Origin of the sequence: Mycolicibacterium septicum DSM 44393 (genome assembly GCF_000455325.1) — a bacterium.
In the GTDB taxonomy this organism is placed as follows: Bacteria; Actinomycetota; Actinomycetes; order Mycobacteriales; family Mycobacteriaceae; genus Mycobacterium; species Mycobacterium septicum.
Genome location: NZ_HG322951.1, coordinates 2,232,405 through 2,257,481, shown reverse-complemented (window position 1 = coordinate 2,257,481; position 25,077 = coordinate 2,232,405). Strand labels below are relative to the sequence as shown.

The window sequence follows — 25,077 nt, the reverse complement described above, 5'->3', positions numbered from 1 at the left end:
AGCTAGCGCGCGACACGCAGAACGCAGATGTGCCCGGTCTCCGAGGAGACCGGGCACATTCACGTGGACTCGAGGAACTACTTGAGCAGGGCGCGGCTCATGACCACGCGCTGAATCTGGTTGGTGCCCTCGTAGATCTGGGTGATCTTGGCGTCACGCATCATCCGCTCGACCGGGAAGTCCACGGTGTAGCCCGCCCCGCCGAACAGCTGCACCGCATCGGTGGTGACCTCCATGGCCACATCGGAAGCGAAGCACTTGCTCGCCGCCGAGATGAACCCGAGGTTGGTCTCGCCACGCTCGGCGCGCGCCGCGGCGTGGTAGACCATCAGGCGCGCAGCTTCCAGCTTCATCGCCATGTCGGCCAGCATGAACTGCACGGCCTGGAAATCGGCGATGGCGGTACCGAACTGCTTGCGGTCCTTGGTGTAGGCGATCGCCGCGTCCAGCGCGCCCTGGGCGACACCGACCGCCTGCGCACCGATCGTCGGGCGGGTGTGGTCCAGGGTGGCCAACGCGGTCTTGAAACCGGTGCCGGGCTCACCGATGATCCGGTCGCCCGGGATGCGGCAGTTCTCGAAGTACAGCTCGGTGGTCGGGCTGCCCTTGATGCCGAGCTTGCGTTCCTTGGGGCCCACGCTGAAGCCCTCGTCGTCCTTGTGCACGACGAACGCCGAAATACCGTTGGCGCCCTTGTCCGGATCGGTCACCGCCATCACGGTGTACCAGGTCGACTTGCCGCCGTTGGTGATCCAGCACTTGGTGCCGTTGAGGATCCAGTCATCGCCGTCGGCCTTGGCGCGGGTACGCATGCCCGCAGCGTCCGAGCCGGCCTCGCGCTCGGACAGCGCGTAGGAGGCCATCGCCTCACCGGAGGCCAGCGACGGCAGCACCTGCTTCTTCAGCTCGTCGGAGCCGCGCAGGATCAGGCCCATCGTGCCCAGCTTGTTGACCGCGGGGATCAGCGAGGCCGAGCAGTCCACCCGGGCCACTTCCTCGATCACGATGCAGGCCGCGACCGAGTCGGCACCCTGGCCGCCGTACTCCTCGGGGACGTGCACCGCGTTGAAGCCCGAGGCGTTCAGCGCCTGCAGGGCTTCCTCCGGGAACCGGGCGTTCTCGTCGACGTCGGCAGCGTGCGGGGCGATTTCCTTCTCCGCCAGCGCCCGGATCGCCGCCCGAAGCTCCTGGTGCTCCTCAGGCAACTGAAACAAATCGAAAGATGGGTTACCGCCCCAGCCAGCCATGATCTTCTCCCTAGCTTTCAGCTCTCGGCTCTCTTGGATCAATCGTTGCGCGGACTGCACATCGAGTACATCGCCCTGCTACTTTTGGTACTCAGTACCATAGCATCGGCACTCAGTCCCACGGAAGGTGCATCATGCCCGACCTGCCAAGTACTCGTGAGCGTCTGGTGAGCGCGGCATTCGAACTGTTCGAAGAACGCGGCTACGAGGTGACCAGCGTCGATGACATCGCGGCGCGGGCTGGGGTTGGACGCACCACCGCGTTTCGCCAGTTCGGATCGAAAGAGGCGTTGATCTTTCCCGATCACGAGGCGTTGTTGCGCCGCGCCGACGAGAGGTTGTCGGCGGTGCCGGCCGAAACGCTGCCCGCCGAGGTCATCGCGGTGGCCACAACCTCGGTATTCGAGAACTACCTCGCCGAGGGTGAGCGTGCGCGGACGCGGTATCGGCTCACCCGCTCGGTACCTGCCCTGCGCGACTTCGAAACAGCCGTGGTGTCGCGGTACGTCCGGCTGTTCACCAAACACCTGCGGACCGCGCCGACCGAGGATCGGACGGCGGACCTGCGCGCCGAACTATTCGCCAACGCCGTGGTCGTGGCACACAACCACGTTCTGCGCCGGTGGCTGCGCGGCGACGTGGCCAACCCACGCGCGGACCTGGCCGAGGCTCTTGCCGCGACGTGGCCGATCTACCGGGGCGGCAGTGGCCGCACCGCGGTTGTGGTGATGTCGACTGACGAACCGATCGAGTCGCTGACCCCCCGCATTCGCGAGCTGATCGGCGACTGAGTCAGCCGTCCGATTCAGCCGTCACCCAACAGGCGATCGCGCAACGCCGCATCCTTCTTCAACACCATGGTTTCCAGGTCTGCCTGGAATCTCACCATCCGGTCCCGCAGCGCGGTATCGGACGAACCGAGGATCCGCACAGCCAGCAGGCCCGCATTACGTGCTCCACCAATGGAAACCGTGGCCACCGGCACCCCGGCGGGCATCTGCACGATGGACAGCAAGGAGTCCATGCCATCTAGCCGGGCCAGTGGCACCGGAACTCCGATCACCGGAAGCGGCGTGGCCGACGCCACCATGCCGGGCAGATGTGCGGCGCCTCCCGCTCCGGCGATGATCACCTCGATACCCCGGTCCGCCGCGGTCTTGGCGTAGTCGAGCATGCGCTGCGGGGTGCGGTGCGCGGAGACCACACCGACCTCGAACGGCACCTCGAACTCGGCGAGCGCGGTGGCCGCGTCGGACATCACCGACCAGTCGCTGTCGCTGCCCATGATCAGGCCGACCCTGGCACTAGTTCCCGGCATGCTCATCCCATCCGTCGGTCCACTCGCCGTGTGACAACCAGTGCGCTGCCCGCACCGCACGCTCGCGAAGTTCGTCCATGTTCGTGCCGATGATGTTGACGTGCCCGAGCTTGCGTCCGGGCCGTTCACCCTTGCCGTACAGGTGCACCTTCGCGTCGGGGATCCGCGCGAAGAGGTGGTGCATCCTCTCGTCCATCGACATCGTCGGCGTCTGCGGCGCCCCGAGCACGTTGGCCATCACGGCAGCAGGCGCGATGGCCGAGGTGTCGCCGAGCGGGTAGTCCAGGACCGCCCGCAGATGCTGCTCGAACTGGCTGGTGACCGCGCCGTCCATGGTCCAGTGCCCGGAGTTGTGCGGACGCATGGCCAGCTCGTTGACCAGCAGCTTGCCGTCGACCGTCTCGAACAGCTCGACCGCGAGCACCCCGACCACGCCCAGCTCGTTGGCGAGCCGCAGGCCGAGTTCCTGTGCGGCCGAGCCGAGTTCGTCGGACAGTCCGGGCGCCGGGGCGTACACCTCGACGCAGATACCGTCGCGCTGCACGGTTTCCACCACCGGCCACGCCGCGCCCTGCCCGAACGGCGAGCGGGCCACCAGCGCGGCGAGCTCCCGGCGCATCGCGACGCGCTCCTCGGCCATCACCGCCACCCCGTCGGCCAGGTAGCCGGCCACCACCTCGCGTGCGGAGTCGAGGTCGTCGGCCATCACCACGCCCTTGCCGTCGTAGCCACCACGCACGGTCTTGATCACCACGGGGCCGTCGATCTGCCGCACGAATTCCTCGACGTCGGCGACCGAGGTGATCTCGGCGAAGCGCGGCACCGGAGCACCCAGGCTGTGCAGCTTGCGGCGCATCAGCAGCTTGTCCTGGGCATGCACCAGCGCCTGCGGCGGCGGGTTGACCGTGACCCCTTCGGCCACGAGCGTCTCCAGGTGTTCGGTGGGCACGTGCTCGTGGTCGAACGTCAACGCCGTTGCCCCGTCCGCCGCCCGGCGCAGCGCGTCCAGGTCGGTGTGGGAGCCGATGACGACGTCGGGAGTGACCTGCGCGGCGGATTCGTCCGGCCCGGCGGACAGCACCCGCAGGGTCTGTCCGAGCGCGATGGCCGCCTGGTGGGTCATCCTCGCGAGCTGGCCGCCACCGATCATCACCACGACAGGCGGATTCTTGGGAGTTGTCGGCACGCCCTCCATGGTGTCATGAGCGGATTCATGTCCTCGCCGTGACCGGCGCATTGACCTGCGGTTAAGGTCGGGCTTCACAACGATTCGGCATCGAACGGCGCATTTACGTACACTGCCTACCTGTGTCCTTCGCCGATGCGACAATCGCTCGATTGCCGCGATTCGTCCGTCCTTACGCCGAGCGGCATCACGAGCTGATCAAGTTCGCGATCGTCGGCGCGACGACGTTTGTCATCGATTCGGCGATCTTCTTCACCCTCAAGCTCACGGTTCTTGAACCCAAGCCGGTGACCGCCAAGATCATCGCCGGCGTCGTCGCGGTCATCGCGTCCTACATTCTCAATCGGGAGTGGAGCTTCCAGAACCGCGGCGGACGCGAGCGCCACCACGAGGCCCTGCTGTTCTTCGCGTTCAGTGGCGTGGGCGTGCTGCTGTCGATGCTGCCGCTGTACTTCTCCAGCTACGTCCTCGGCCTTCGGGTTCCCGAGGTCTCGCTCACAGTCGAGAACATCGCCGACTTCATCTCGGCCTACATCGTGGGCAACCTGCTGCAGATGGCGTTCCGGTTCTGGGCGTTCCGCCGCTGGGTGTTCCCCGACGAGTTCGTCGACAAGCCCGACCTGGCGCTGGAATCCACACTCACTGGCGGTGGCTTCGCCGAGGCGTTCGAGGACCATGCCGAACACAAGTCCGCCAACGTGACCCCGCTACGACGGCCGAGCCGACGCGCGAAGGCGCGTCAGCTCGGCGACTCTTCGGGCCCCAGGGTGTCGAAGACTTCGTGACACCGCAGGGGTGACCCCCGTCAGTCCTTGAAGGCGTCCTTCACCTTCTCGCCGGCCTGCTTGAGGTTTCCCTTGGCCTGATCCGTCTGGCCCTCGGCCTGGGTGTCCTTGTCTCCGGTTGCCTCCCCGACCTTTTCCTTGGCCTTCCCAGCCAACTCTTCGACCTTGTTCTTGGCCTTGTCGACGGCGCTCATGCGCTTCCTCCCGATCCGGGTGTTGCCATGCCGCGGGTTCGCGACCTGGGAATGACTCGGCGTGGGAACGATGTTCGCCACGCTGCCAGCCATCGGATACCCATCCCGACGATGTCTAACCGTCCGTGGGAGCCTCGGTCAGCCGGCACCCGGAACGCCATCGCGCGCGGCAACGGATGCTGCGTCACGGGTGTCGAAAACCTCGATGACAACATCGCGGTCGCGGTAGCAGCCGACCGAATTGAGCCCCGGCGTCGCCGCGATGACCCTGTTGGCCTCGTCACCGCTGAGCGGATAGTCGGCCACCTCGTGGCGCCAGTGTGCCGCGATCACGGTCGCGCCGCGGGTCAACCGCGGACACTCGCGGCGGAGCAGCGCGGCCAGCAACCCCTCCCCCAGGTAATACGCCACTTCGGAGAGCACCAGCAGGTCGAAAGGTCCTGGCGGCCAGGGATCGTCGAGAGAGCCACGCGACAGGGTGACACGATCCCGCAGCTCATCGCGGCCACTGTCGGCACGCAGCCGCGCGTCGGCGATGTCCAGGGCGGCGCCCGCCACATCCATCGCGGTGACGTGATCGCAGCGCTCGGCGAGCAACGCCGTGAGTGTGCCGATCGAGCAACCCGGCTCGAAGGCATGCCGATAACGCCGCTGCGGCAGCATCGACAGCGTGATCGCGTACTTGCGTTGCTCGTACCAACGGGTGGCCAGTCGCCACGGGTCGGCCGAGTTCGCGTACATGCGGTCGAAGTACGAGTCGGGCAGGCGCTCCGTCACCGGAACACCATCTCCCCGACCGCGAGCAGCCGAGGCAACACGAACGGCGGCAGCACGGGGCCTGTACCCAGCGCCGGCGGGAGGAACTGGCTGCGGAAGCATTGCGCGGCAGCTTGTTTGCGTCCCACGGCGGAAGCCGTCAACGGCACCATGAGTGCCCGGTCCCAGGGCACTGCGGGGTCTCCGGGGGTAGCCCAGTGCCACATCCAGACCGGGTACTCCAACAGAATCGCCGCGGTACGGTGCACAGCGGTGGCAGCGGCTCGCCCAACCGCTTCGTGATCGGGGTGCCCGTCGCCGCGCCATGTCGTCACACACCAGGTGCCCGGTGGGCACGCCTCGAGGATCCCGGTCAGCAGATCGGCAAGCGCGTCTTGGTGGCCGGCGAGTTCGCCGTCGGGCAATCCGAGGCTGATCGGCTCCCCCACACCGAGAATCCTTGCGGCCTTTCTCAACTCGGCGTTTCTGATGCGTTCTAGTCGAATACGTTCGAGCGGGGTGTGAACCTCCTGGGCGGCACCGCCGTCACTGACAGACACCACCCGGACATCGATACCCCGCTCCGCCAACAGCGCCATGGTCGCCCCGAAGCCAAGGGTCTCGTCGTCGGGATGCGGCGCGACCACCACCAGCGCGGGGCATGCCGCGAGGTCCAGCTCACCGAAGGAACGGCTCCAGGTCGTCCAGGCATGCCCTGGAGTGCCCCCACAGGTCAGTGGCCGTGCCCCGAACCGCGCTTCGTTGCCGCACAGTTCAGCGTGCTCTGCGGCTGTCATCGGCGCTCCCCTGCCAGCTTTCCCAGCGCGGCGAGGTCACGCTCGGCGTGGCTCTGCCGCACGTAGATCGTCAGATCCGCGACGCGACGTGCGTGTTGGGCATCCTGGCACAGCGGCGCGGGCCCGAGTGCGCGACCGGTCCGGGTGATCGCCGTATCGACAGCGGTCTCGGCGACGGCACGGGTTCGCCGGGCCAGCAACTGGGCGGACCCGGACCGGTCGAAAGGGTCAGCGTCGATCGCCTCGGCCGCCGCGGCCAGCATCGCGTCGGCCGCCGCGATCGCGGCGTCGACAGCCCCGAGGTGAGCCAGCACGTGGGCATCAGCTGCGCCTCGGGCAGCGCGGTCGTACAGGGGCCCGGCGACCGCGCGGGCAGCACCGACCCAACACGCCGCGACGCCGATCGCACCGTGCCAGAACCCGGGGCGATCCAGATAGTCACCGGGACTACCGACCGGCACCGCGGCCGCGCCGCTGAATTGGACCGAACGGGTATCGCTGGCCGCCATGCCCGGATTCCTCCAGGTGCTGGGCAACGGGCGCACCCCTCTGCTGCTCGTCTCCACCGCGTACAGCGCGCGTTGGCCGTCGCCGAGGCGGGCCGTCACCAACGCGTGTGTACAGAAGCCCGCCCCCGAGCACCACGCTTTGGTGCCCGACAGCCTGACCGCTTCTGTTTCACTGTCGCCGGTGGTGTGCGCATTGAGTACCGCGTCCGGATCTTCGGCGGCCCACACCGCCCACAGCTCGCCTGGCGCAGGAGGTTTGGCACCCAGCTCGTCGAGGATCGCGACGGCATCCACGTGCGCCTCCGCGAGTCGCCCGGCGACAACATCGATCTCCGCCAGCTCCGCAAGCCGTTGCCAACGCCGCACCGTCGCACCGGAACCCGGCAGCGGCAGGTCCAACCGGCCCGACTCCAGCCAGCTCCGAACCAGACCGGCCGTCATGCGGGATCCTTTTCGGCCGAACGAAATACCGACCGCGACATATCACGGAGGTAGCTCGCGAAGCCGCCGGGCGCCCGGCCGTTCCGGCGCGCTGACGTGGTCACCGACAGCGTCGAGTCCCGTTCTATCCGGTAGCCGGCGTTCTCGAACCTTTCGACCAGTTCGACGTCCTCCCCGGTGGCCAGGGGGCGGAAGCCCCCGAGGGCCCAGTATGCGTCGGCACGAAAACCCATGTTGGCGCCATGGATGTGGTTGTGGCCCTTGGGGTCCCGCGCACTCGACTCGTAGGAACGCGTGTACCGCCGAACCAGCGCGACGGGGTGACGCCGCCAGTCGGCCACCCGCACCACGCCCAGCACCATGGCGGCAGCCGACGCGGTCTGCCGCAGCAGCCAGTCCGGGTCCACCTGGCTGTCGGCGTCGGTGGTGGCGTACCAGGCGCGGGAGTCGTCGACGTGGTTGCACAGCGAGCGTGCATAGGCGAATCCGGCGGCCCGGCTCGCACCGACGTTGCCCTCCTCCACGCTGACGAAGTGGACGTCGTGACCGAACTCGCCCGCCAGCTCGGCGCTGCGGTCGTCACAGGAATCCAGGACGACGACGGTCAGAACCGGCATCGGGCAACAGGCCGCCGCCGTGGTCACCGCGCGCAGGCAGCGGGGCAGAAGAGTCACTTCGTTGTGGGCCGGTATGACGACGATCGCCTGATCGAAGGAGGTCGCCGATGGGTTCACCCGTGCGGTCATGCCTGATAGGTAGCCATTTTCACCGGGTTTCACACCCGCCCCGTGACACCCCTACGTCGGCGGAACCGCCACGCGACGGCGCGTCAGCTCGGCGACTCTTCGGACCCCAGTGTGTCGAAGACTTCGTGATACAGCAGTGAATGCACCTGTTCCACGCGCGGAATGTCGTGGAATTCAAGGGGATCCTGCGACGCCGATTCGATGATCAAGGTGCCGGTGCGCAACAGCCGGTCGGTCAGCCCGTGGCGGAATTCGACACTGTTGATCCGCGCCAGCGGGATGTCGATGCCCGAGCGGGTCAGCACCCCGTGCCGGAACATCACCCGCCGGTCGGTGATGACGAAGTGTGTGGTCCACCAGTTCAGGAACGGCCAGACGGTGAGCCAGCCGACCACGATGAGCCAGATCGCCCCGATCACGATGAACAGCACGTTCTTGGCGGTGGCCTGCCAGTCCATGGTGTTGACCACGGCGGCGACGAACGCCGACGCCGCGGTGGCCAGGACCAGGATCAGGACCGCACCGATCAGACGTTTCCAGTGCGGATGCCGGTGCAGCACCACCTGCTCGTCGTTTGCCAGCACATTCTCCGGGTACCCCACGGCAGCACTCTACGGCGCATCGGGGCGCAGGTGCGTGATGTCGCCTGCAGAAACCGTGGCCCGCTCGGCACCGGTGTCGATGATCAGCCGCCCGAGTTCGTCGACGTCGACGGCCGTGCCGACCAACTCGTTGTCGCCGGGCAGGATCGCGCGGACCCGGCTGCCGATGGTGACGCTGCGAGCGCGGTAATCGGCGGCCAGCCCCGGATCGCCATTGCGCCAGCCGGCGAACCGGGCGGCCAGATGCCGGAGCAGCGCCTGAGCCAGCGGATTGCGGTCCACCGTTCCGGCGCCGAGCTGCGTCAGTGAGGTGGCCCGTGGGTCGGGCGCCTCGTCGGTGGTCATCGTCACGTTCAAGCCGAGCCCGACGACGACGACCGGCGCGGGCGACGCCACCTCGGCGAGGATTCCGGCCAGCTTCCCGCCGCCCGGGCCGACCAGCACATCGTTAGGCCATTTCAGGCCGACGCGTACGCCCGTGACCTCGGCGACGGCGTCGACGACGGCGACGCCGGTCGCCAGCGGCAGCCACCCCCAGGTATCCGCGGGAACCCCTGACGCGTCGACTCCGACCGACAGTGCCAACTGTGACCGTGGCGGGGCCGACCACTGCCTGCCATGCCTGCCGCGCCCGGCGTTCTGGTACTCGGCCAACAACACCGAGCCGGCGATCTCCTCACCGTCCGCCGCCCGCGCGATCAGATCGGCGTTGGTCGATCCGGTCTCGTCGACGACGTCGAGTTGATGCCACGGCGCGCTCAACGATTCCCGCAGGGCGGCGGCATCGAGCGGCGGGCGGTTCGGCTGGCGGTCATCCATGGGCCGTCAGCTTATTCGCACCGGTAATCAGCTACCGATTGGCCAGGTTGGCCGCGACCTCCTCATGCCACAGCTCGTTGGCGTGCTTGGTGTCGACCTCCTGCTCGAAGCGATCGGTCATGTCCGGTGTGACATCGGCGACGTCGACGTAGAACTGCTCGTACCACCGGCGATGGTGATAGACGGGACCGTCCTCCTCGGTCAGCAACGGATTGTCGATCCTGGCCTTGTGCTTCCAGATCTCGACGTCCTCCATGAAGCCGTCGCCGAAGGTCCGGCTCATGGTCGCGGCGAGCTTCTCGGCCTTGTCCGCCGACAGCGCGGGATTCTGCTGGACCGCGACTCCCCACTGCAGCACGAACGAGTTGTGCGTCACCGGGTAGTGGCAGTTGATCAGCGCGATCTCCACGGTGAAATTCGGGGCGAGATCGTTGTGCAGCCAGTTGATCATGTAGGCCGGGCCGAAATACGTTGCCTCCGAACGCAGGTAGGTACCGTCCCAGAGTTCTCTGGTGGCATAGTCCGGACGCGGCTTGGACTCCATGAACTGGCTCGCCGTGTGGCCTTCGATGACGTTCTTGAAGTACGTCGGGTAGGCGTGGTGGATGTAGAAGAAGTGCGCCATGTCGACGTTGTTGTCGACGATCTCGCGGCAGTGCGACCCTTCGATCAGGATCGAATTCCATTGCCACGGTGACCAGATGCCCTCGTCGTAGCCCTCGATCGTGGGCGGGGTCAGCTCGGCGGCCGGCGCGGAGCCTTCCGGGTCATGCCAGACCAGCAGCTGACCGTTGACCTCGGTGGTGGGCCACTTGCGGGTACGCGCGAGCCGCGGAGTGCGCTTGGCATAGGGCACCAGCTTGCACTTTCCGTCGCTCCCCCAGCGCCAGTCGTGGAACGGACACGCCAGGTTGTCGTCCTTGACCGACCCCATCGACAGGTCGCCGCCCATGTGCCTGCAGTACGAATCGAGCACGTGCAGTTCGCCGGCCGAGTCGGAATAGACGACGAGCTTCGTACCGAAAGCCTCGATGCCGTGCGGTTGCCCGTCGCGGAACGTCTCAGCGAGCCCGACGCAGTGCCAGCCGCGGGCGAACCGCGTCATCTCCGCGCCGGCGTCGATTTCCCGGATGTCACTCATACATCTCGTCCTAACATGTCTTTGACCGCCAGGTGGCTGAACAGCATGCTGGTTCCGATCGGATTTCCGCCGCCCGGATACGCGGTGCCGCTGGGGGCGGCCATGGTGTTGCCCGCCGCATACAGACCGGCGATCACCTGTCCGTCGACGCCGAGTACCCGGGCCGCGGTATCGGTACGCAACCCACCCTTGGTGCCCAGGTCGGAGATGCCGAACGCGGCGGCATGGAAGGGACCCTTCTCGATCGCGACGAGTGGGGACGCCCCACCGGAGAAGGCACGGTCGTAGGCCTCGTCACCGCGACCGAAATCCTCGTCCGATCCGGCGGCGACGAAACCGTTGAAGCGGGCCACGGTGGCGGTCAGGTTCTCGGCCGGGACGCCGATCTTGGCGGCCAGTTCCTCCAGGGTGTCGGCGGTGTGCCACAACCCGGCATCGACGTAGCGCTGCGTGTCGACCATCGAGACGTTGGTGGCCTTGACGGGAGGGACCTCCCCCTCCCGGTCGTCGTAGATCATCCAGTACGGCAACGTCATCGAACCGTCGGCCAGCCGGGGCAGGATCGCCCGGCCGATGCGGTCATAGGCCGCCGACTCGTTGACGAACCGCTGCCCGTTCTGGTCGACGAAGATGCCGCCGGTGAACCACAGCGCGAACGCGGAGCGCCCGTCGGGGTGCGTCAGGCCCGGCGACCACCAGGCCTGCTCCATCAGGTCGACGTCGGCGCCGACGGCCATCGCCGCCTGATGCGCGCGGCCCAGGTTGGCCGGCGGCCCCATGGTGTCGCGGGCGACACCCGGCACGCCGTACTCGCGGCGCAGTTCGTCGTTGCCCTCGAAGCCGCCGGCGGCGAGCAGCACGCCGCGCCGGGCCCGGATGGCTTGGCGCTCACCGTCGGATTCGACGATCGCACCCGTCACGACGCCGTCCTCGACGACCAACTCCACCAGCGGGGTGTTACGCCGCACCGAGGCATTCGGGTACTGCTCGATGGCTTTGAGGAACCGGGCGATCAGCGCCCGGCCGCCGATGAAGTAGTCGTCGGGCTGTTCGGCACCGAGCCGGTCGGCGTCGAGCGGGCCCCGCACCAGCTCGCGCAGGTGCGGGGCTTTCTCCACCTTGAGCGGCCGGGCCGCGATGTGGCGTTGACCGTCGGTGCGCGCCTTGGGTGCCTTGCCGAAATAGTCGGGCCACGGCATCGGCGCGAACTTCAGATTGTCGTCGGCTTCGAGATACTCGATCAGCCCGGCGCCGCCGCGGACGTAGGTGTCCTGCAGTTCCCGCGGGGTGCGGTCACCGACGACGGCGTGGTAGTACTCCAGCGCATCCTCGATGGTGTCGTCGGTGCCTGCCCGCTTGAGCACCGGGTTGCACGGGAACCACACCCCGCCGCCCCCGGAATACGCTGTGGTGCCGCCGAATTTGTCGCTGGCCTCCACCAGGATCACCGACAGCCCTTCGCGGGCCGCCGTGTAGGCGCCGGCCACGCCACCGCCGCCGGACCCGGCGACCAGGACGTCACATTCGTCTGTCCACTTCATGCGGCCCGCCTCATAGGTAACGCTGCCTCCCGTACTGCGCGAACTCGTCGTCCAGCGACCTTTTGTCATCGTCGTCCATGGCCCGGTACACCGGCTCACCGCGTCCCGCCCACCGGTACACCACCTCGTCGGTGTGCCAGCGATCCTGCTGAAGTTCGCGTTTGAGTACCTTGTTGGACCCGGTGACCGGCAGGTTCTTCGAAACCCGCAGGAACCGTGGAATTCCCTTGGTGCCCAGGTCATCCTGGCCGGCCAGGTAGGACACGAAGGCAGCGGCGTCGAAGCCGTCGGGATCGGCCACCTCGATCGCGGCCATCACCTGATCGCCCGAACGCGGATCGGGGACCGCGTACGCACCGGCTGCCACCACTTCCGGGTGGCGGCGCAGGACCCGCTCGATGTTCAGCGCCGAGGTGTTCTCACCGTCCACCCGGATCCAGTCCCCGCGGCGGCCGGCGAAGTAGATGAACCCCGCCTCGTCGAGGTAGCCGAGATCGCCGGTCCAATACCAGCCGTTGCGGATACGTTCGGCGTTGGCCTCGTCGTTGTTGTAGTAGCCCTCGAACGTGCGGGTGCCGAACTTGTCGACGATCTCGCCCACGGCGTCGTCGGGGTTGAGAACGCGGCCGTGCTCATCGAAAACCGCCGGCACACAGTCGTTCAGCGATTCGGGGTCGATGATCGCCACTCCCTGATGGGCGGGGCGGCCCAGTGCGCCCGGTGGCATGTCGGGGGCCAGGACCACTGCCCCGCCGCCTTCGCTCGAGCCGTAGCCCTCGAACAGTTCGGCACCGAAGCGGCGGCGGAACTCGTTCTGGTCGTCAGGCGAGGCCTCGGTGCCGAAGCCGCGGACCAATGAGTTCTCGGCGTCGTCGGGTTGTTCCGCAGTGGCCATCAGGTAGCCGAGCGCCTTGCCCACGTAGGTGAAGAACGTCGCGCCGAAATACCGTACGTCCGGCAGGAATCCGGACGCCGAGAACGCGGGTGTCAGGCACACGGTCGCGCCGACCGACAGCGCAGGCGCCCACAACGCCATGATCGCGTTGCCGTGGAACAGCGGCATGCAGCAGTACTCCACGTCCTCGCGCACGTGGCCGAACTTCTCCGCGGCCGCGTAGGCGATCCGGGCCAGCCTGCCCTGGCTGCACTTGACCGCCTTGGACGCACCCGTCGTCCCCGACGTGAACAGCAGCAACAGCAGAGACTCAGCCGCGATTTGTGCACGGTTTTCCGCGCTTACCGCGGACTTTCGTGCACAAATCGCGTCTTGATAGGCCGGGTCGTCGACAACGAGGAACCGATCGGGTGGCAGGCCGAGGTCCAGGCCTTGCAGACGCTGGGCACCGGCGATATCGGTGACGATCAATTGGCAATCGGCATGGCGGATTTCGGCCGCCATCTCAGCGGCGCCGCGGGTCGGGTTGATCCCCACGATCGTCGCCCCGGCGAGGGCGGCACCGCCCAGCCAGAACACGAAGTCCGGCACGTTGTCGAGGAGCACGCCGATATGGAAGGGGCCGTCAGCGCGTAGCGACTGGGCCAGCGCTCCGCGTGCGGCGGACTCTGCGACCACCTCGTCCCAGGTCCAGTCCCGCTCGCGGGTGCGCAGGCCGAGATGCTGATCGCCGACGCGGTCGAGCAGCATCTGGGCGACCGAGTCGCGCACTGCGTCAGGCATGAGCCTCGGCGGCGGCGCGCTTCTGGTCGATGTAGGCCTGCGGCAGGTCTTCCTGGCTCAGCCGGGTCACGCTGACCGGGCCGGTCTGGTAGGCGTCCTCACCGACGATCAGGCCGTCGGCGTCGATCGGCCAGTTGATGAGCTGACGGAACAGCAGCAGGTAATCGCCGTCCGGGTCGTCGACCTCGACGCCGATCGCCTGCGCGGCTGCGCCCGGATAGATCATCTTCATCCAGCCTTCGGTCATCACCAGATCATCGTCGACGGCAAGGCGATCGATCTCGAAAACGAGGTGGTTGGCGCCGCTGGCCACGAATGCCTCGTAATAGGCGCGCACACCCTCGGTGGTCTTGGGGCCCATGTCGGCGTTGGCGTACCAGAAGTGATAGTCCGGGTTGGGGCTCAGAGTCGCCATGAGCCGGTCCATATCGGGCTCAGCCTCGGCCTTCATGTGCTCGAGGACGACGCCGAGCACCTGCCGGTGCCGCTCGTTGGTGGTGACGGCGAGACGTTCTTCCACGGGGACCCAGGTCTTGGTCGGGTCGATGATGGCCATGGCGGCCTCCTTGTGTCGGTCAGCTTGCAGTGGGCTGTTGTGGGCTGCACCGCAATCCTGGCCAATCACGTGATGCCCGTCACCCGCCATACGTCGGTCGATTCCGCCAATTCATCCGACAGTTGTCGGACGGTCGAGCTCCCGATTTCCGCGCCTAGAGCAGGTCCGCATCGGCCAGTTCGGCCGACGACATCGCGATGCGCCGCACCATGAGCACCAGCGTGCCCAGGAAGCGGTCCACCGGATCCTCGAAATCCCACCCCATCGCGGCCTGTACCCGAGCCAACCGGGCCGCGACCGTGCTGTGGTGCACGTGCAGTTCGGCGGCCGTCCGCCGCAGCGAGCCATAGACGAAGAACGCCTCGGTGGTCCGCACATCGAGATCCCCGGCGGGCGTTGACGCAATCTCGTTGATACGGGCCACATCTCGATTGCGTCGCACCCGGTCGATCGGGAGGTCGGCCAGCAGCTCCAGCGAGCTCAACCGCTCGTAGGCCACCACGCGCCTGCCGAATCCGGTCGATGACGCGAACCGCAGTGCGCGTACGGCTTCGTGCCATGAGGTCGACGCGCTGAATGCGTTGCCCACCGATCCGATTCCGATCCACGGACCCGACGCCGTGCCGGTGTTCACCACCGCCGGAAACTGTTCGACGACGAGGCGCTCCAGGCGGTCCGAGAGCTCCCGCATGTCGAACGATCCCTGACAGACGATGGCGGTCGCGTTGCCGATCACCGCCGACCGCACCGTCAGCGCGGCCAGTTCATCGGTGATGAGGCGCAGGGTCTCCCGCGGCGAATGTCCCGAGGCCGCCAGCACGCACGTCGGCCTGGTCTCGTCGAGGCCCAGGAGCCGAATCGCCCGGGCCCGGTCTTCGCGATGTTCTTTGGCCGACAGCACCACCTCGAGCAGCGCGGGATCACCCAGGTGCGGAGTCCCGCTCACACCGGTCCGCGCAGCGAGGTGACCTACCAGTCGTCGCAGACGGTCGAGGAGCACCTCGTCCAAGGGATGCCCGGATCCGTCACGTTCCACCCAGACGACGGTCTCGTGGCGATCGGATGCCGGCGAGGCGCCGTCGTCGATCGGATCGAGGCGTCCGGACGCGTCGTAACGGACGACGGTGCCGCCCGGCCAACGAACACCCACCGGGCACCCGGCGATCAGCGCGGCAAACCGTACCGCCGCATCAGCGTTGGCCTCTTGCTCCTCCAGCGCGTCGAACTGCGCGACGAGCCGAAGCACCGATGCGGGATCGCTGCCCAGTTCAGAGAGCAGAACCGGCGCCGAGGTCATGATCGAGAGCGTAGGCCCAGAGCCCACCCCGGCGTCAGGCCACAGCACACTGCCCCCACCGGAGTGACGCGCGCCACGCCCACCTCTCTTAGACCAGTCTTAGGGTTACCGATAACATCGGGACCCATGACGAGCGTTACCGAGCCGTCCGCCGAGCACCAGGTGGACATCCACACCACTGCAGGCAAGCTGGCTGACCTCAAGAGGCGGGCCGAGGAGACGCTGCATCCCGTCGGCGAAGCCGCCGTGGACAAGGTGCACGCCAAGGGCAAGCTGACCGCCCGCGAGCGCATCCTTGCCCTGCTCGACGAGGGGTCGTTCGTCGAACTCGACGCGCTGGCCAAGCACCGCAGCACCAACTTCGGCCTGGAGAACAACCGGCCGCTGGGCGACGGTGTGATCACCGGCTACGGCACCATCGACGGCCGCGACGTCTGCATCTTCAGCCAGGACGCCACGGTGTTCGGCGGCAGCCTCGGTGAGGTCTACGGCGAGAAGATCGTCAAGGTCCAGGAGCTGGCCATCAAGACCGGCCGCCCGCTGATCGGCATCAACGACGGCGCCGGCGCCCGCATCCAGGAGGGCGTGGTCTCCCTCGGCCTGTACAGCCGGATCTTCCACAACAACATCAAGGCCTCGGGTGTCATCCCGCAGATCTCGTTGATCATGGGTGCCGCGGCCGGTGGCCACGTCTACTCCCCCGCGCTGACCGACTTCATCGTCATGGTCGACCAGACCAGCCAGATGTTCATCACCGGCCCGGACGTCATCAAGACCGTCACCGGCGAGGACGTCACCATGGAGGAGCTGGGCGGCGCCCACACCCACATGGCCAAGTCCGGCACCGCGCACTACGTCGCCTCCGGCGAGCAGGACGCCTTCGAGTACGTCCGCGACCTGCTGAGCTACCTGCCCCCGAACAACTACGCCGAGCCGCCGCACTACCCGGTGGCCCCGGCGCAGGGCTCGATCGAGGAGACCCTGACCGACGAGGACATCGAGCTCGACACGCTGATCCCGGATTCGCCGAATCAGCCGTACGACATGCACGAGGTCATCACCCGCATCCTCGATGACGACGAGTTCCTCGAGGTGCAGGCCGGTTACGCCGGCAACATCGTGGTCGGCTTCGGCCGGGTCGACGGCCGCCCGGTGGGCATCGTGGCCAACCAGCCCACCCAGTTCGCGGGCTGCCTCGACATCAACGCCTCGGAGAAGGCCGCCCGGTTCATCCGGACCTGCGACTGCTTCAACATCCCGATCGTCCTGCTGGTCGACGTCCCGGGCTTCCTGCCCGGCACCGACCAGGAGTACAACGGCATCATCCGGCGCGGCGCCAAGCTGCTCTACGCCTACGGTGAGGCCACCGTCGCCAAGGTCACCGTCATCACCCGTAAGTCCTACGGCGGCGCGTACTGCGTGATGGGCTCCAAGGACATGGGCGCCGATGTCGTGGTGGCCTGGCCGACGGCTCAGATCGCCGTGATGGGCGCCTCGGGCGCGGTCGGCTTCGTGTACCGCTCCGAACTGCGCGACGCAGCCAAGAACGGCGAGGACGTCGATGCGCTGCGTCTGGAGCTGCAGCAGACCTACGAGGACACTCTGGTCAACCCCTACATCGCCGCCGAGCGCGGATACGTCGACGCGGTCATCCCCCCGTCGCACACCCGTGGCTACGTGGCCAACGCCCTGCGACTGCTGGAGCGCAAGATCATCCAGATGCCGCCGAAGAAGCACGGGAACATTCCACTGTGAGCGAGGCGAGTGTGGCCGACGAGACTGCAACCGAAGACGTCAAGGCCGACCACCAGGCACATATCAAGGTGCTGCGCGGTCAGCCCACCGACGCGGAGATGGCCGCACTGATGGCCGTCCTCGGCACCGCCGGTGGCGGCGCTGAGGGCCCCGTGGTGCGCGACCGCAACCTGTGGGGGCATCCGGTGGACAAGCTGCGCTACTCGATCTTCAGCTGGCAGCGCATCACGCTGTGGGAGCGCACCCACATGCGGCGCTGATGAGCGCTCGCGCGAAGAAGAAACAGCACTAAATGACCCGGGTTGTTCTGGGTTCGGCATCGACAGGCCGGCTTGGCGTTCTTCGTCAGGCCGGCCTCGATCCGTTGGTGGTGGTGTCCGGTGTCGACGAGGACGCCGTCATCGCGTCGTTGGCCGATGCCCCGCCCGAGCAGGTGGTGAGCGCACTGGCCGCCGCCAAGGCCGACGAGGTGTTCACCCACCTGCCCGCGGCCGTCGCCGGGGACTGTGTCGTCATCGGCTGCGACTCGATGCTGTTTCTCGACGGGCAGCTGTGTGGCAAGCCCGGTGATGTCGATACCGCGCGCCGGCAATGGCAGTCGATGTCGGGCCGGACGGCTCAGCTGTATTCGGGCCACGCGGTGCTCGTCGTCCGTGACGGGGCCGTCGCATATCGCATCGCTGACACCGGCATCACCGCAGTGCATTTCGGCTCACCGACCGACACGGACCTGGAGGCGTATCTCGAAAGCGGCGAACCACTCGGTGTCGCAGGCGGTTTCACGCTCGACGGGTTGGGTGGCTGGTTCATCGAAGGCATCGACGGCGATCCGTCCAATGTGATCGGGTTGAGCCTGCCGCTGCTGCGCAGGATGCTTGCGACCGCAGGTCTTTCCATCGCGGATCTGTGGGCAAGCCGGCCGGAGTGACCGAATCGGCGCACTGCGACGAGTGTGCCGGTCCCCGTTGAAATTTCGCGGACTCGGCGCGAAAAGCTACACGTTCGTCACAGCATCTGGCACACGTCGTCACGGATTGACCAGCGGTGGCCCGGACTCCAGAGTGACCAAATTGCAACCTTTTGAATGGCGGCGCGCCGCGCTGACGTCCCGAATAGTCTCAACCACGGGTTGACACTGGGCCGATGCCAGTCGAAGAAACAATGTGGGATGTTCGCGTGGCACGCGACTTCGAGACATGCGACCTGGAGCGGCTGCGCGCCGCATTCGCCGACATCATCTCCAAGCGCCTGTCTCCGGGCAAGCGGCTGCTGCGCGTGGTGACCTGGTCACAGAACGGCGGCTCACTCTTCCGCGCCAACAACGGCGTCCGCCGCTTCGCCGTGGCCTACGAGGTCGCTTTCACCGCGTAACTCACCGCCGTGGCGCCGCGTCGAGCTTCGGAATCACATTGCCGGGCTTGCCAGGCACGAGCACCGTCCCGTCCGCGTCGACGATCGGCGAGTCGGTGACCAGCCCCGCCCCGGCATCGACATAGACGGTTTGCGACTTGATCTCGTTCGACCGCGCGATATCGCGAGTGGTACACGCGTCGGATGCGGCACTGTCGACTTGCGGCACATCGGGTTCCCAGCTCAGATTTGCGTGCACGGGAACCGGATTCACACCACGCGGCGCATATCTCGTGACGCGGGTGACGCACTGGTACCAGCCCTTGGGTGTGCCGAGGCTCTTGATATCGCCCGTAAAGATGTTCGGCGGTTTCAGATAGAACACCTCGTAGTCCACCCCGGGCGACCGCCCTTGCGGCTTCTCCACATAGCCGATGATCGGTAGCGGGCCGCGACTCTCGGGCGGCGGCGGCTGATACGCCGCGACGGCCTTGTCCCAATCGTCCTTCTTCTGCTGCTCGGCTTCGGCGGCCACCTTGTCACGCTCCGTCGACCACGCGAGCCCGGCAAGAATCACCGCCGCGACGATGACGAACAAGCCGCCGAGAGCCTGCATTCCGTACGCGGCCTCACTGGGTTCGTTGGCTTCGGGGTTCTCGTACTTCCACGATTCGGTGGCCCACCAGATCTTCCTGGGCCGCAGCAGCATGAACAGGCCCAGCGGTATGCCGATCACCAGGCAGAGGATCGCAAGCGCCACGGCAAACAGCCTAAGACCGCACGCCGGGCCCCCGATGCGGCAATCTGCGCCGGTCGTGGGCACTGCCACGCCGCGGTTATCCGGACCGACGGTACGCTCTTGGTGTGCCGCTGCCTGCTGATCCCAGCCCCACTCTTGCCGAGTACGCCCATCCGGAGCGCCTGGTCACCGCCGACTGGCTGGCCAGCAATCTGGGCCGGCCCGGTTTGGCCATCGTCGAGTCCGACGAGGATGTCTTGCTCTACGACACCGGCCACATCCCGGGCGCCGTCAAGATCGACTGGCATCTCGACCTCAACGACCCCAACGTGCGTGACTACATCAACGGTGAGCAGTTTGCCGAGCTGATGGACCGCAAGGGCATCAGCCGCGACGACACCGTCGTCATCTACGGCGACAAGAGCAACTGGTGGGCGGCCTACGCGCTGTGGGTGTTCACCCTGTTCGGTCACCCCGATGTGCGCCTGCTCGACGGCGGCCGCGACCTGTGGGTCTCCCACGGCCGCGACACCACCCTTGAGGTGCCCACCCGGCAGTCCAGCGGCTACCCGGTCGTGGAGCGCAACGACGCCCCGATCCGCGCCTACCGGAACGACGTGCTCGACATCCTCGGCAAGCAGCCGCTGATCGACGTCCGCTCGCCCCAGGAGTACACGGGCGAACGCACCCACATGCCCGACTACCCGGAAGAGGGCGCGCTGCGCGGCGGGCACATCCCCACCGCGAAGTCGATCCCGTGGGCCAAGGCCGCCAGGGACAGCGGTCAGTTCCGCAGCCGCGCCGAGCTCGAGGAGCTCTACGGCTTCCTCAGCCCCGACGACGAGACGGTGGTGTACTGCCGGATCGGTGAGCGCTCCAGCCACACCTGGTTCGTGCTGACTCACCTGCTCGGCTTGCCCGGTGTGCGCAACTACGACGGCTCGTGGACCGAATGGGGCAACGCCGTGCGCGTGCCGGTCGCCGTCGGCCCGGACCCAGGTGACGCCCCGAGCGCCTCATGAGTTCGATGCCGGCCGCTTTGGCAGAGGTGGTCTCCGACTTCCAGGAGGTGACCGGCCAGGACAAGTTGCAGCTGCTGTTGGAGTTTGCCAACGAGCTGCCGCCCTTGCCGACTCATCTCGAAGAGGCGGCCATGGAACCCGTTCCGGAGTGCCAGTCTCCGTTGTTCCTGGATGTCGACGCGTCCGATCGGGGCAAAGTGCGGCTGTACTTCAGCGCTCCCCCGGAGGCGCCGACGACGCGCGGGTTCGCCGCGATCCTGGCCACCGGCCTCGACGGCCAGTCCGCCGATGACATCCTGGCGGTGCCCGACGACTTCTACACCGCGCTGGGCCTGGCCGCCCTGATCAGCCCGCTGCGGCTGCGCGGGATGTCGGCGATGCTGACCCGCATCAAACGCCGCCTGCGCGGAGCCTGAGCGCTCTCACGGGTCTGTCCGGAGTCCCTCGCTGAGTTTGGGGACGACGTTGCCCGGCGCCGCGGGCAGGATCTCGCTGCCGTTGCGATCGACGATGGCCGAGTCGGTGACGACCGTGGTGCTTGCCGCAGCACCGTTCAGCGACACCTTGTGAATGTTGCGACCGATACCAGTGTGGCATTGGTCGTTCTGCTTCAAATCGCCGAGTTGTTCAGGTGCCCAAGTGAGTTCAGGGCGCACGGCCATTCGATCGCCATCGGCCTTGACCACGTCGGCCGAGGTGTAGCACGGATAGCTGAACCTGTCCGACATCCTGCGGATGTAGTCGTGCACCGCATCTCCCGGCGCCACGTAATACACGGTTACCGCGAGCCCTGCGGGGAACTCCTCGACGAAATAGCCGATCACCGGCAGCTGTCCGCGCTTCTCCGGCGCAGGGACGACAAAGGCGGCCTCAGCCGCCTGCCGCTGCTCCTTCGCTTCGCGGCGGTTCTTCCGTTGGAAGTCACTGTGGATGACCGAAGCGCCCACAAACAGCGCCAGCAGGATCACGAAAACCCCGCCGGCCCGGGTCATCCCATAGGCCGCGTCGCTCGGCTCGTTGGCCTCCGGATTGCTGAACTTCCAGGACTGGGTGGCCCACCAGATGCGCCTCGGTGAGGCTGCCATGACCCCGCCCACCAACACGCCCACGACGATGACCAAAATCCCCGCACCCACGGGCCAACAGTAATAGCGTCGGCGTGTCGGTTCAGACGGCAATTTCGTGCGTCAACAGGACCGATGGGTTCATCGACAGATTTCCGCCAAAACCTACTCACCGGTAACCGATACCGGATTGGGAAGCCTCAAGGTGCGGCGCATAAACTGCCCGCGATAGATTCTTAAAGACGTTTCTTAGAGAACTGCCGAGGAGGCACCGTGGCCAACCACGCCAGCTCAAAGATCTCCAAGGTGCTGGTCGCCAATCGCGGGGAGATCGCGGTCCGGGTGATCCGTGCCGCCAAAGACGCTGGACTTGCCAGCGTGGCCGTGTATGCCGAACCTGACGCCGATGCACCGCACGTGCGGCTCGCCGATGAAGCTTTTGCCCTGGGGGGACAGACCTCCGCCGAGTCGTACCTGGTCTTCGAGAAGATCCTGGACGCCGCCGCGAAGTCCGGCGCCAACGCCATCCACCCGGGTTACGGCTTCCTGTCGGAGAACGCCGACTTCGCCCAGGCCGTGCTGGATGCCGGGCTGATCTGGATCGGGCCGAGCCCGCAGTCGATCCGCGATCTCGGTGACAAGGTCACCGCCCGCCACATCGCCGCGCGCGCCCAGGCGCCGCTGGTGCCCGGAACGCCCGAGCCCGTCAAGGACGCCGACGAGATCGTGGCGTTCGCCAAGGAACACGGCGTTCCGATCGCGATCAAGGCCGCCTTCGGCGGTGGCGGTCGCGGTATGAAGGTGGCCCGCACCATCGAGGAGATCCCGGAACTGTTCGACTCGGCGACGCGCGAGGCCGTCGCCGCGTTCGGTCGCGGCGAGTGCTTCGTCGAGCGCTACCTGGACAAGCCGCGCCACGTCGAAGCGCAGGTGATCGCCGATACGCACGGCAACGTCGTTGTCGCAGGCACCCGCGACTGCTCGCTGCAGCGCCGCTTCCAGAAGCTGGTCGAGGAGGCGCCCGCGCCGTTCCTCTCCGACGCGCAGCGCAAGGAGATCCACGAGTCCGCCAAGCGCATCTGCAAGGAGGCCGGCTACTACGGTGCCGGCACCGTTGAGTACCTGGTCGGCCAGGACGGCCTGATCTCCTTCCTGGAGGTCAACACCCGTCTGCAGGTGGAACACCCGGTCACCGAGGAGACCTCGGGCATCGACCTCGTACTGCAGCAGTTCAAGATCGCCAACGGCGAGGCCCTGGACATCACCGAGGACCCGACGCCGCGCGGCCACTCGTTCGAGTTCCGCATCAACGGCGAGGACGCCGGCCGCGGCTTCCTGCCCGCCCCCGGCCCGGTCACCAAGTTCGAGGCCCCGACGGGCCCGGGCGTCCGGATGGACTCCGGTGTGGAGAGCGGTTCGGTCATCGGCGGTCAGTTCGACTCGATGCTGGCCAAGCTGATCGTCACCGGTGCCACCCGTGAAGAGGCCCTGGCCCGCTCGCGGCGCGCCCTGGCCGAGTTCAACGTCGAGGGCCTGGCAACGGTCATCCCGTTCCACCGCGCCGTGACCGCCGACCCGGCCTTCATCGGCGACGGCGAGAAGTTCGACGTCCACACCCGCTGGATCGAGACCGAGTGGGACAACACGGTCGAGCCGTTCACCGGTGGCGACCCGATCGAGGAAGAGGACACCGTTCCTCGCCAGACCGTGGTCGTCGAGGTCGGTGGGCGTCGCCTCGAGGTGTCGCTGCCCGGTGACCTCGCGCTCGGCGGTGGCGGTGGCGGCGCTGGTGCCAGCGGTGTCCTTCGCAAGAAGCCCAAGGCCCGCAAGCGCGGTGGCGGCGGCGCCACGGCGGCGTCGGGTGACTCGGTGACCGCACCCATGCAGGGCACCGTCGTCAAGGTGGCCGTCGAAGAGGGCCAGGAAGTCGCCGCAGGCGACCTCGTGGTGGTCCTGGAGGCCATGAAGATGGAGAACCCGGTGACGGCCCACAAGGACGGTGTCATCACCGGCCTGGCCGTCGAGGCGGGTGCCGCCATCACCCAGGGCACCGTGATCGCCGAGATCAAGTAACGCCCGGTCTTTTTCCGCGAGGCTGTAGTCACCGCACCCGGTGGCTGCAGCCTCGCGGCGTTTCAGGCGGGCGGCTATGGAACGCTGGTGCTGTGGAACCTGTGGAGATCAACAACGGCCAGTGGTATCTGCGTGGACTGCGCGCCGACGACCGTGTCGACGACCGGCCAGCGCTCACCGACCTGGGCGAGGACGACCTGGACTACGTTCACGACGCCACGGACGGCTGGGCCGATGACACCCGGTACACCTGGGCGGTGTGCGAACCGACCACCGGTGAGCTGCTCGCCGAGGTCGTCCTCGATCCCGTCACCGGTTTCCTGAGCAGTCGGGGCCGCCCCGGCTTCGAGGACGCCGCCGCCATCTCGGAGGACACCGTGCGCCGCTATGCGACGCAGGTGCTCGGACTGGAGGTGCACACGTGAGCACGCCCGCGAACCCCAAGGTCGTCACGGTGACCGGTGCGGCCGGCCAGATCGGCTATGCCGCGCTGTTCCGCATCGGGGCGGGTGCCCTGCTGGGACGTGACGTCCCGGTGAAGCTGCGCCTGCTGGAACTGCCCTCAGCGGTGCGTGCGGCCGAAGGCGTCGTCATGGAGCTGGTCGACAGCGCCTTCGACCTGCTGGTCGACATCGAGATTCACGACGACCCGGTGCGGGCGTTCGACGGTGTCGACGTCGCGCTGCTGGTCGGGGCCCGGCCGCGCAGTAAAGGCATGGAGCGCGCGGACCTGTTGGCCGCGAACGCCGCGATCTTCGCCGACTCCGGCAAGGCCCTGAACTCCGGCGCGGCCAACGACGTGCGCATCGTCGTGGTCGGCAATCCGGCGAACACCAATGCACTGGTGGCCTCCGCGCACGCCCCTGACATCCCGGCTGAGCGATTCACCGCGCTGACCCGGCTCGACCACAACCGGGCCGTCGCCGCCCTGGCCACCCACGCGGGTGTGCACGTCACCGACGTGTCCCGGGTGACCGTGTGGGGCAACCACTCCCCGACCATGTACCCCGACATCTTCCACGCGGTGGTCGACGGGCGGCCCGGCTCGGAGTTCGCCTCAGACACCGACTGGCTGACCAACGACTTCATCCCGACCGTCGCCACCCGCGGTACCGCGATCATCGAGGCGCGGGGCACCTCGTCGGCGGCGTCGGCCGCCAACGCCGCCATCGACCACGTCCGGGACTGGGTGGATGGCACCGACCCCGATGACTGGACGTCGGTGGCACTGCCGTCCCCCGGTGTCTACGGGGTCCCCGAGGGGGTGGTCGCCTCGCTGCCGGTGCGCGCGGTCGACGGCGCGTGGGAGATCGTGGAGGGCCTGGAGATCAACGAGTTCTCCCGGGCCCGTATCGACGCGTCGGTGGCCGAACTGCTCGACGAGCGCCACGCGGTCGAACGGCTCGGTCTGTTGTAGCCCCTGGGACGGCTTTCACCGACCGTGAATCGTGTGGAACTAGG

General features: G+C 67.3%; 28 protein-coding genes. 11 read left to right on the top strand and 17 right to left on the bottom strand.

From position 1 onward, the window contains the following. Positions 1-77: 77 nt before the first annotated feature. Positions 78-1,247, bottom strand: a complete 1,170-nt coding sequence (locus TX88_RS10730) for an acyl-CoA dehydrogenase (protein WP_044516655.1) — start codon at positions 1,245-1,247, stop codon at positions 78-80. A 134-nt stretch (positions 1,248-1,381) separates the two neighbouring features. On the opposite strand from TX88_RS10730, the gene TX88_RS10725 reads away from it, so the two are divergent. Beyond that, a complete protein-coding gene (locus TX88_RS10725; RefSeq protein WP_049924893.1) occupies positions 1,382-2,038 on the top strand; it encodes a TetR/AcrR family transcriptional regulator in 657 nt (218 codons plus the stop codon). Positions 2,039-2,052: 14 nt separating this feature from the next. Here the strand turns inward: TX88_RS10725 and purE are convergent, their stop codons facing one another. Further along, positions 2,053-2,565 carry a 5-(carboxyamino)imidazole ribonucleotide mutase gene (purE, locus tag TX88_RS10720; RefSeq protein WP_044516652.1) on the bottom strand — a complete coding sequence of 171 codons (513 nt, stop codon included), beginning with the start codon at positions 2,563-2,565 and terminating at the stop codon, positions 2,053-2,055. Next, positions 2,552-3,760, bottom strand: coding sequence for a 5-(carboxyamino)imidazole ribonucleotide synthase (locus TX88_RS10715; RefSeq protein ID WP_084621862.1), 1,209 nt, complete (start codon positions 3,758-3,760; stop codon positions 2,552-2,554). The genes purE and TX88_RS10715 overlap by 14 nt, the downstream gene beginning before the upstream one ends. Positions 3,761-3,873: 113 nt before the next feature. Between TX88_RS10715 and TX88_RS10710 the strand changes: the two genes are divergently transcribed. Next, positions 3,874-4,536 carry a GtrA family protein gene (locus TX88_RS10710; RefSeq protein WP_044516650.1) on the top strand — a complete coding sequence of 221 codons (663 nt, stop codon included), beginning with the start codon at positions 3,874-3,876 and terminating at the stop codon, positions 4,534-4,536. A gap of 20 nt (positions 4,537-4,556) precedes the next feature. On the opposite strand, the gene TX88_RS10705 is transcribed toward TX88_RS10710, so the two are convergent. From TX88_RS10705 to TX88_RS10650, 12 genes are all read right to left on the bottom strand, one after another. Then, on the bottom strand, positions 4,557-4,730 hold the full coding sequence (locus TX88_RS10705; protein ID WP_044519293.1) for a CsbD family protein: 174 nt from the start codon (positions 4,728-4,730) through the stop codon (positions 4,557-4,559). Positions 4,731-4,868: 138 nt separating this feature from the next. Next, entirely contained in the window at positions 4,869-5,507 is a 639-nt protein-coding gene (locus tag TX88_RS10700) for an SAM-dependent methyltransferase (protein ID WP_244438402.1), read from the bottom strand. Then, positions 5,504-6,283, bottom strand: coding sequence for a PIG-L deacetylase family protein (locus TX88_RS10695; RefSeq protein WP_044516648.1), 780 nt, complete (start codon positions 6,281-6,283; stop codon positions 5,504-5,506). Before TX88_RS10695 ends, TX88_RS10700 begins: the two co-directional genes overlap by 4 nt. Then, entirely contained in the window at positions 6,280-7,233 is a 954-nt protein-coding gene (locus TX88_RS10690) for an acyl-CoA dehydrogenase family protein (RefSeq protein WP_044516647.1), read from the bottom strand. The genes TX88_RS10695 and TX88_RS10690 overlap by 4 nt, the downstream gene beginning before the upstream one ends. Then, positions 7,230-7,979 (bottom strand): glycosyltransferase family 2 protein, encoded by a 750-nt coding sequence (locus tag TX88_RS10685; protein ID WP_044516646.1) that lies wholly within the window; start codon positions 7,977-7,979, stop codon positions 7,230-7,232. The genes TX88_RS10690 and TX88_RS10685 overlap by 4 nt, the downstream gene beginning before the upstream one ends. An 83-nt stretch (positions 7,980-8,062) precedes the next feature. After that, positions 8,063-8,581, bottom strand: a complete 519-nt coding sequence (locus tag TX88_RS10680; protein ID WP_044516644.1) for a PH domain-containing protein — start codon at positions 8,579-8,581, stop codon at positions 8,063-8,065. A gap of 9 nt (positions 8,582-8,590) precedes the next feature. Continuing rightward, positions 8,591-9,400 (bottom strand): biotin--[acetyl-CoA-carboxylase] ligase, encoded by an 810-nt coding sequence (locus TX88_RS10675; RefSeq protein ID WP_044516643.1) that lies wholly within the window; start codon positions 9,398-9,400, stop codon positions 8,591-8,593. Positions 9,401-9,431: 31 nt separating this feature from the next. Beyond that, a complete protein-coding gene (locus tag TX88_RS10670) occupies positions 9,432-10,541 on the bottom strand; it encodes a 3-ketosteroid-9-alpha-monooxygenase, oxygenase component (RefSeq protein ID WP_044516641.1) in 1,110 nt (369 codons plus the stop codon). Next, positions 10,538-12,082, bottom strand: coding sequence for an FAD-binding protein (locus TX88_RS10665; protein WP_044516640.1), 1,545 nt, complete (start codon positions 12,080-12,082; stop codon positions 10,538-10,540). Before TX88_RS10665 ends, TX88_RS10670 begins: the two co-directional genes overlap by 4 nt. Before the next feature lie 10 nt (positions 12,083-12,092). Beyond that, positions 12,093-13,760, bottom strand: a complete 1,668-nt coding sequence (locus TX88_RS10660; protein WP_044516638.1) for a steroid-22-oyl-CoA synthetase — start codon at positions 13,758-13,760, stop codon at positions 12,093-12,095. Then, a complete protein-coding gene (locus tag TX88_RS10655) occupies positions 13,753-14,316 on the bottom strand; it encodes a nuclear transport factor 2 family protein (RefSeq protein ID WP_044519291.1) in 564 nt (187 codons plus the stop codon). Before TX88_RS10655 ends, TX88_RS10660 begins: the two co-directional genes overlap by 8 nt. A gap of 154 nt (positions 14,317-14,470) precedes the next feature. Further along, on the bottom strand, positions 14,471-15,613 hold the full coding sequence (locus TX88_RS10650; RefSeq protein ID WP_044516637.1) for a PucR family transcriptional regulator: 1,143 nt from the start codon (positions 15,611-15,613) through the stop codon (positions 14,471-14,473). Positions 15,614-15,739: 126 nt separating this feature from the next. Between TX88_RS10650 and TX88_RS10645 the strand changes: the two genes are divergently transcribed. From TX88_RS10645 to TX88_RS10630, 4 genes are all read left to right on the top strand, one after another. Further along, positions 15,740-17,368 (top strand): acyl-CoA carboxylase subunit beta, encoded by a 1,629-nt coding sequence (locus TX88_RS10645; RefSeq protein ID WP_044516635.1) that lies wholly within the window; start codon positions 15,740-15,742, stop codon positions 17,366-17,368. Next, entirely contained in the window at positions 17,365-17,628 is a 264-nt protein-coding gene (locus TX88_RS10640) for an acyl-CoA carboxylase subunit epsilon (RefSeq protein WP_084621860.1), read from the top strand. The genes TX88_RS10645 and TX88_RS10640 overlap by 4 nt, the downstream gene beginning before the upstream one ends. 32 nt (positions 17,629-17,660) lie before the next feature. Next, positions 17,661-18,296 (top strand): Maf family protein, encoded by a 636-nt coding sequence (locus tag TX88_RS10635; protein ID WP_044516634.1) that lies wholly within the window; start codon positions 17,661-17,663, stop codon positions 18,294-18,296. 215 nt (positions 18,297-18,511) lie between these two features. Continuing rightward, positions 18,512-18,739 carry a hypothetical protein gene (locus tag TX88_RS10630; RefSeq protein ID WP_231395893.1) on the top strand — a complete coding sequence of 76 codons (228 nt, stop codon included), beginning with the start codon at positions 18,512-18,514 and terminating at the stop codon, positions 18,737-18,739. A gap of 1 nt (position 18,740) precedes the next feature. On the opposite strand, the gene TX88_RS10625 is transcribed toward TX88_RS10630, so the two are convergent. Next, positions 18,741-19,541, bottom strand: a complete 801-nt coding sequence (locus tag TX88_RS10625; RefSeq protein ID WP_162563117.1) for a DUF6199 family natural product biosynthesis protein — start codon at positions 19,539-19,541, stop codon at positions 18,741-18,743. 41 nt (positions 19,542-19,582) lie between these two features. Here TX88_RS10625 and TX88_RS10620 point away from each other — a divergent pair, with 41 nt between their 5' ends. Then, positions 19,583-20,479: a sulfurtransferase gene (locus TX88_RS10620; RefSeq protein ID WP_044516630.1), complete on the top strand. Its 897-nt coding sequence runs from the start codon at positions 19,583-19,585 to the stop codon at positions 20,477-20,479. Then, complete coding sequence (locus tag TX88_RS10615; RefSeq protein WP_044516628.1) at positions 20,476-20,895, top strand: SufE family protein; 420 nt, start codon at positions 20,476-20,478, stop codon at positions 20,893-20,895. The genes TX88_RS10620 and TX88_RS10615 overlap by 4 nt, the downstream gene beginning before the upstream one ends. Before the next feature lie 6 nt (positions 20,896-20,901). On the opposite strand, the gene TX88_RS10610 is transcribed toward TX88_RS10615, so the two are convergent. Further along, on the bottom strand, positions 20,902-21,600 hold the full coding sequence (locus TX88_RS10610; RefSeq protein ID WP_162563116.1) for a DUF6199 family natural product biosynthesis protein: 699 nt from the start codon (positions 21,598-21,600) through the stop codon (positions 20,902-20,904). Between the two features lie 216 nt (positions 21,601-21,816). On the opposite strand from TX88_RS10610, the gene TX88_RS10605 reads away from it, so the two are divergent. From TX88_RS10605 to TX88_RS10595, 3 genes are all read left to right on the top strand, one after another. Continuing rightward, positions 21,817-23,616: an acetyl-CoA carboxylase biotin carboxylase subunit gene (locus tag TX88_RS10605; protein ID WP_044516627.1), complete on the top strand. Its 1,800-nt coding sequence runs from the start codon at positions 21,817-21,819 to the stop codon at positions 23,614-23,616. 92 nt (positions 23,617-23,708) lie between these two features. Then, positions 23,709-24,041 carry a hypothetical protein gene (locus TX88_RS10600; RefSeq protein ID WP_044516625.1) on the top strand — a complete coding sequence of 111 codons (333 nt, stop codon included), beginning with the start codon at positions 23,709-23,711 and terminating at the stop codon, positions 24,039-24,041. Further along, positions 24,038-25,033, top strand: coding sequence for a malate dehydrogenase (locus TX88_RS10595; RefSeq protein WP_044516624.1), 996 nt, complete (start codon positions 24,038-24,040; stop codon positions 25,031-25,033). The genes TX88_RS10600 and TX88_RS10595 overlap by 4 nt, the downstream gene beginning before the upstream one ends. Positions 25,034-25,077 lie beyond the last annotated feature (44 nt).

Coding starts and splice junctions, on each gene's coding strand:
- TX88_RS10730 (WP_044516655.1), bottom strand. CDS start 1,247: ATGGCTGGCTGGGGCGGTAACCCATCTTTCGATTTGTTTCAGTTGCCT.
- TX88_RS10725 (WP_049924893.1), top strand. CDS start 1,382: ATGCCCGACCTGCCAAGTACTCGTGAGCGTCTGGTGAGCGCGGCATTC.
- purE (WP_044516652.1), bottom strand. CDS start 2,565: ATGCCGGGAACTAGTGCCAGGGTCGGCCTGATCATGGGCAGCGACAGC.
- TX88_RS10715 (WP_084621862.1), bottom strand. CDS start 3,760: ATGGAGGGCGTGCCGACAACTCCCAAGAATCCGCCTGTCGTGGTGATG.
- TX88_RS10705 (WP_044519293.1), bottom strand. CDS start 4,730: ATGAGCGCCGTCGACAAGGCCAAGAACAAGGTCGAAGAGTTGGCTGGG.
- TX88_RS10695 (WP_044516648.1), bottom strand. CDS start 6,283: ATGACAGCCGCAGAGCACGCTGAACTGTGCGGCAACGAAGCGCGGTTC.
- TX88_RS10690 (WP_044516647.1), bottom strand. CDS start 7,233: ATGACGGCCGGTCTGGTTCGGAGCTGGCTGGAGTCGGGCCGGTTGGAC.
- TX88_RS10685 (WP_044516646.1), bottom strand. CDS start 7,979: ATGACCGCACGGGTGAACCCATCGGCGACCTCCTTCGATCAGGCGATC.
- TX88_RS10675 (WP_044516643.1), bottom strand. CDS start 9,400: ATGGATGACCGCCAGCCGAACCGCCCGCCGCTCGATGCCGCCGCCCTG.
- TX88_RS10670 (WP_044516641.1), bottom strand. CDS start 10,541: ATGAGTGACATCCGGGAAATCGACGCCGGCGCGGAGATGACGCGGTTC.
- TX88_RS10665 (WP_044516640.1), bottom strand. CDS start 12,082: ATGAAGTGGACAGACGAATGTGACGTCCTGGTCGCCGGGTCCGGCGGC.
- TX88_RS10660 (WP_044516638.1), bottom strand. CDS start 13,760: ATGCCTGACGCAGTGCGCGACTCGGTCGCCCAGATGCTGCTCGACCGC.
- TX88_RS10655 (WP_044519291.1), bottom strand. CDS start 14,316: ATGGCCATCATCGACCCGACCAAGACCTGGGTCCCCGTGGAAGAACGT.
- TX88_RS10650 (WP_044516637.1), bottom strand. CDS start 15,613: ATGACCTCGGCGCCGGTTCTGCTCTCTGAACTGGGCAGCGATCCCGCA.
- TX88_RS10645 (WP_044516635.1), top strand. CDS start 15,740: ATGACGAGCGTTACCGAGCCGTCCGCCGAGCACCAGGTGGACATCCAC.
- TX88_RS10635 (WP_044516634.1), top strand. CDS start 17,661: ATGACCCGGGTTGTTCTGGGTTCGGCATCGACAGGCCGGCTTGGCGTT.
- TX88_RS10630 (WP_231395893.1), top strand. CDS start 18,512: ATGCCAGTCGAAGAAACAATGTGGGATGTTCGCGTGGCACGCGACTTC.
- TX88_RS10615 (WP_044516628.1), top strand. CDS start 20,476: ATGAGTTCGATGCCGGCCGCTTTGGCAGAGGTGGTCTCCGACTTCCAG.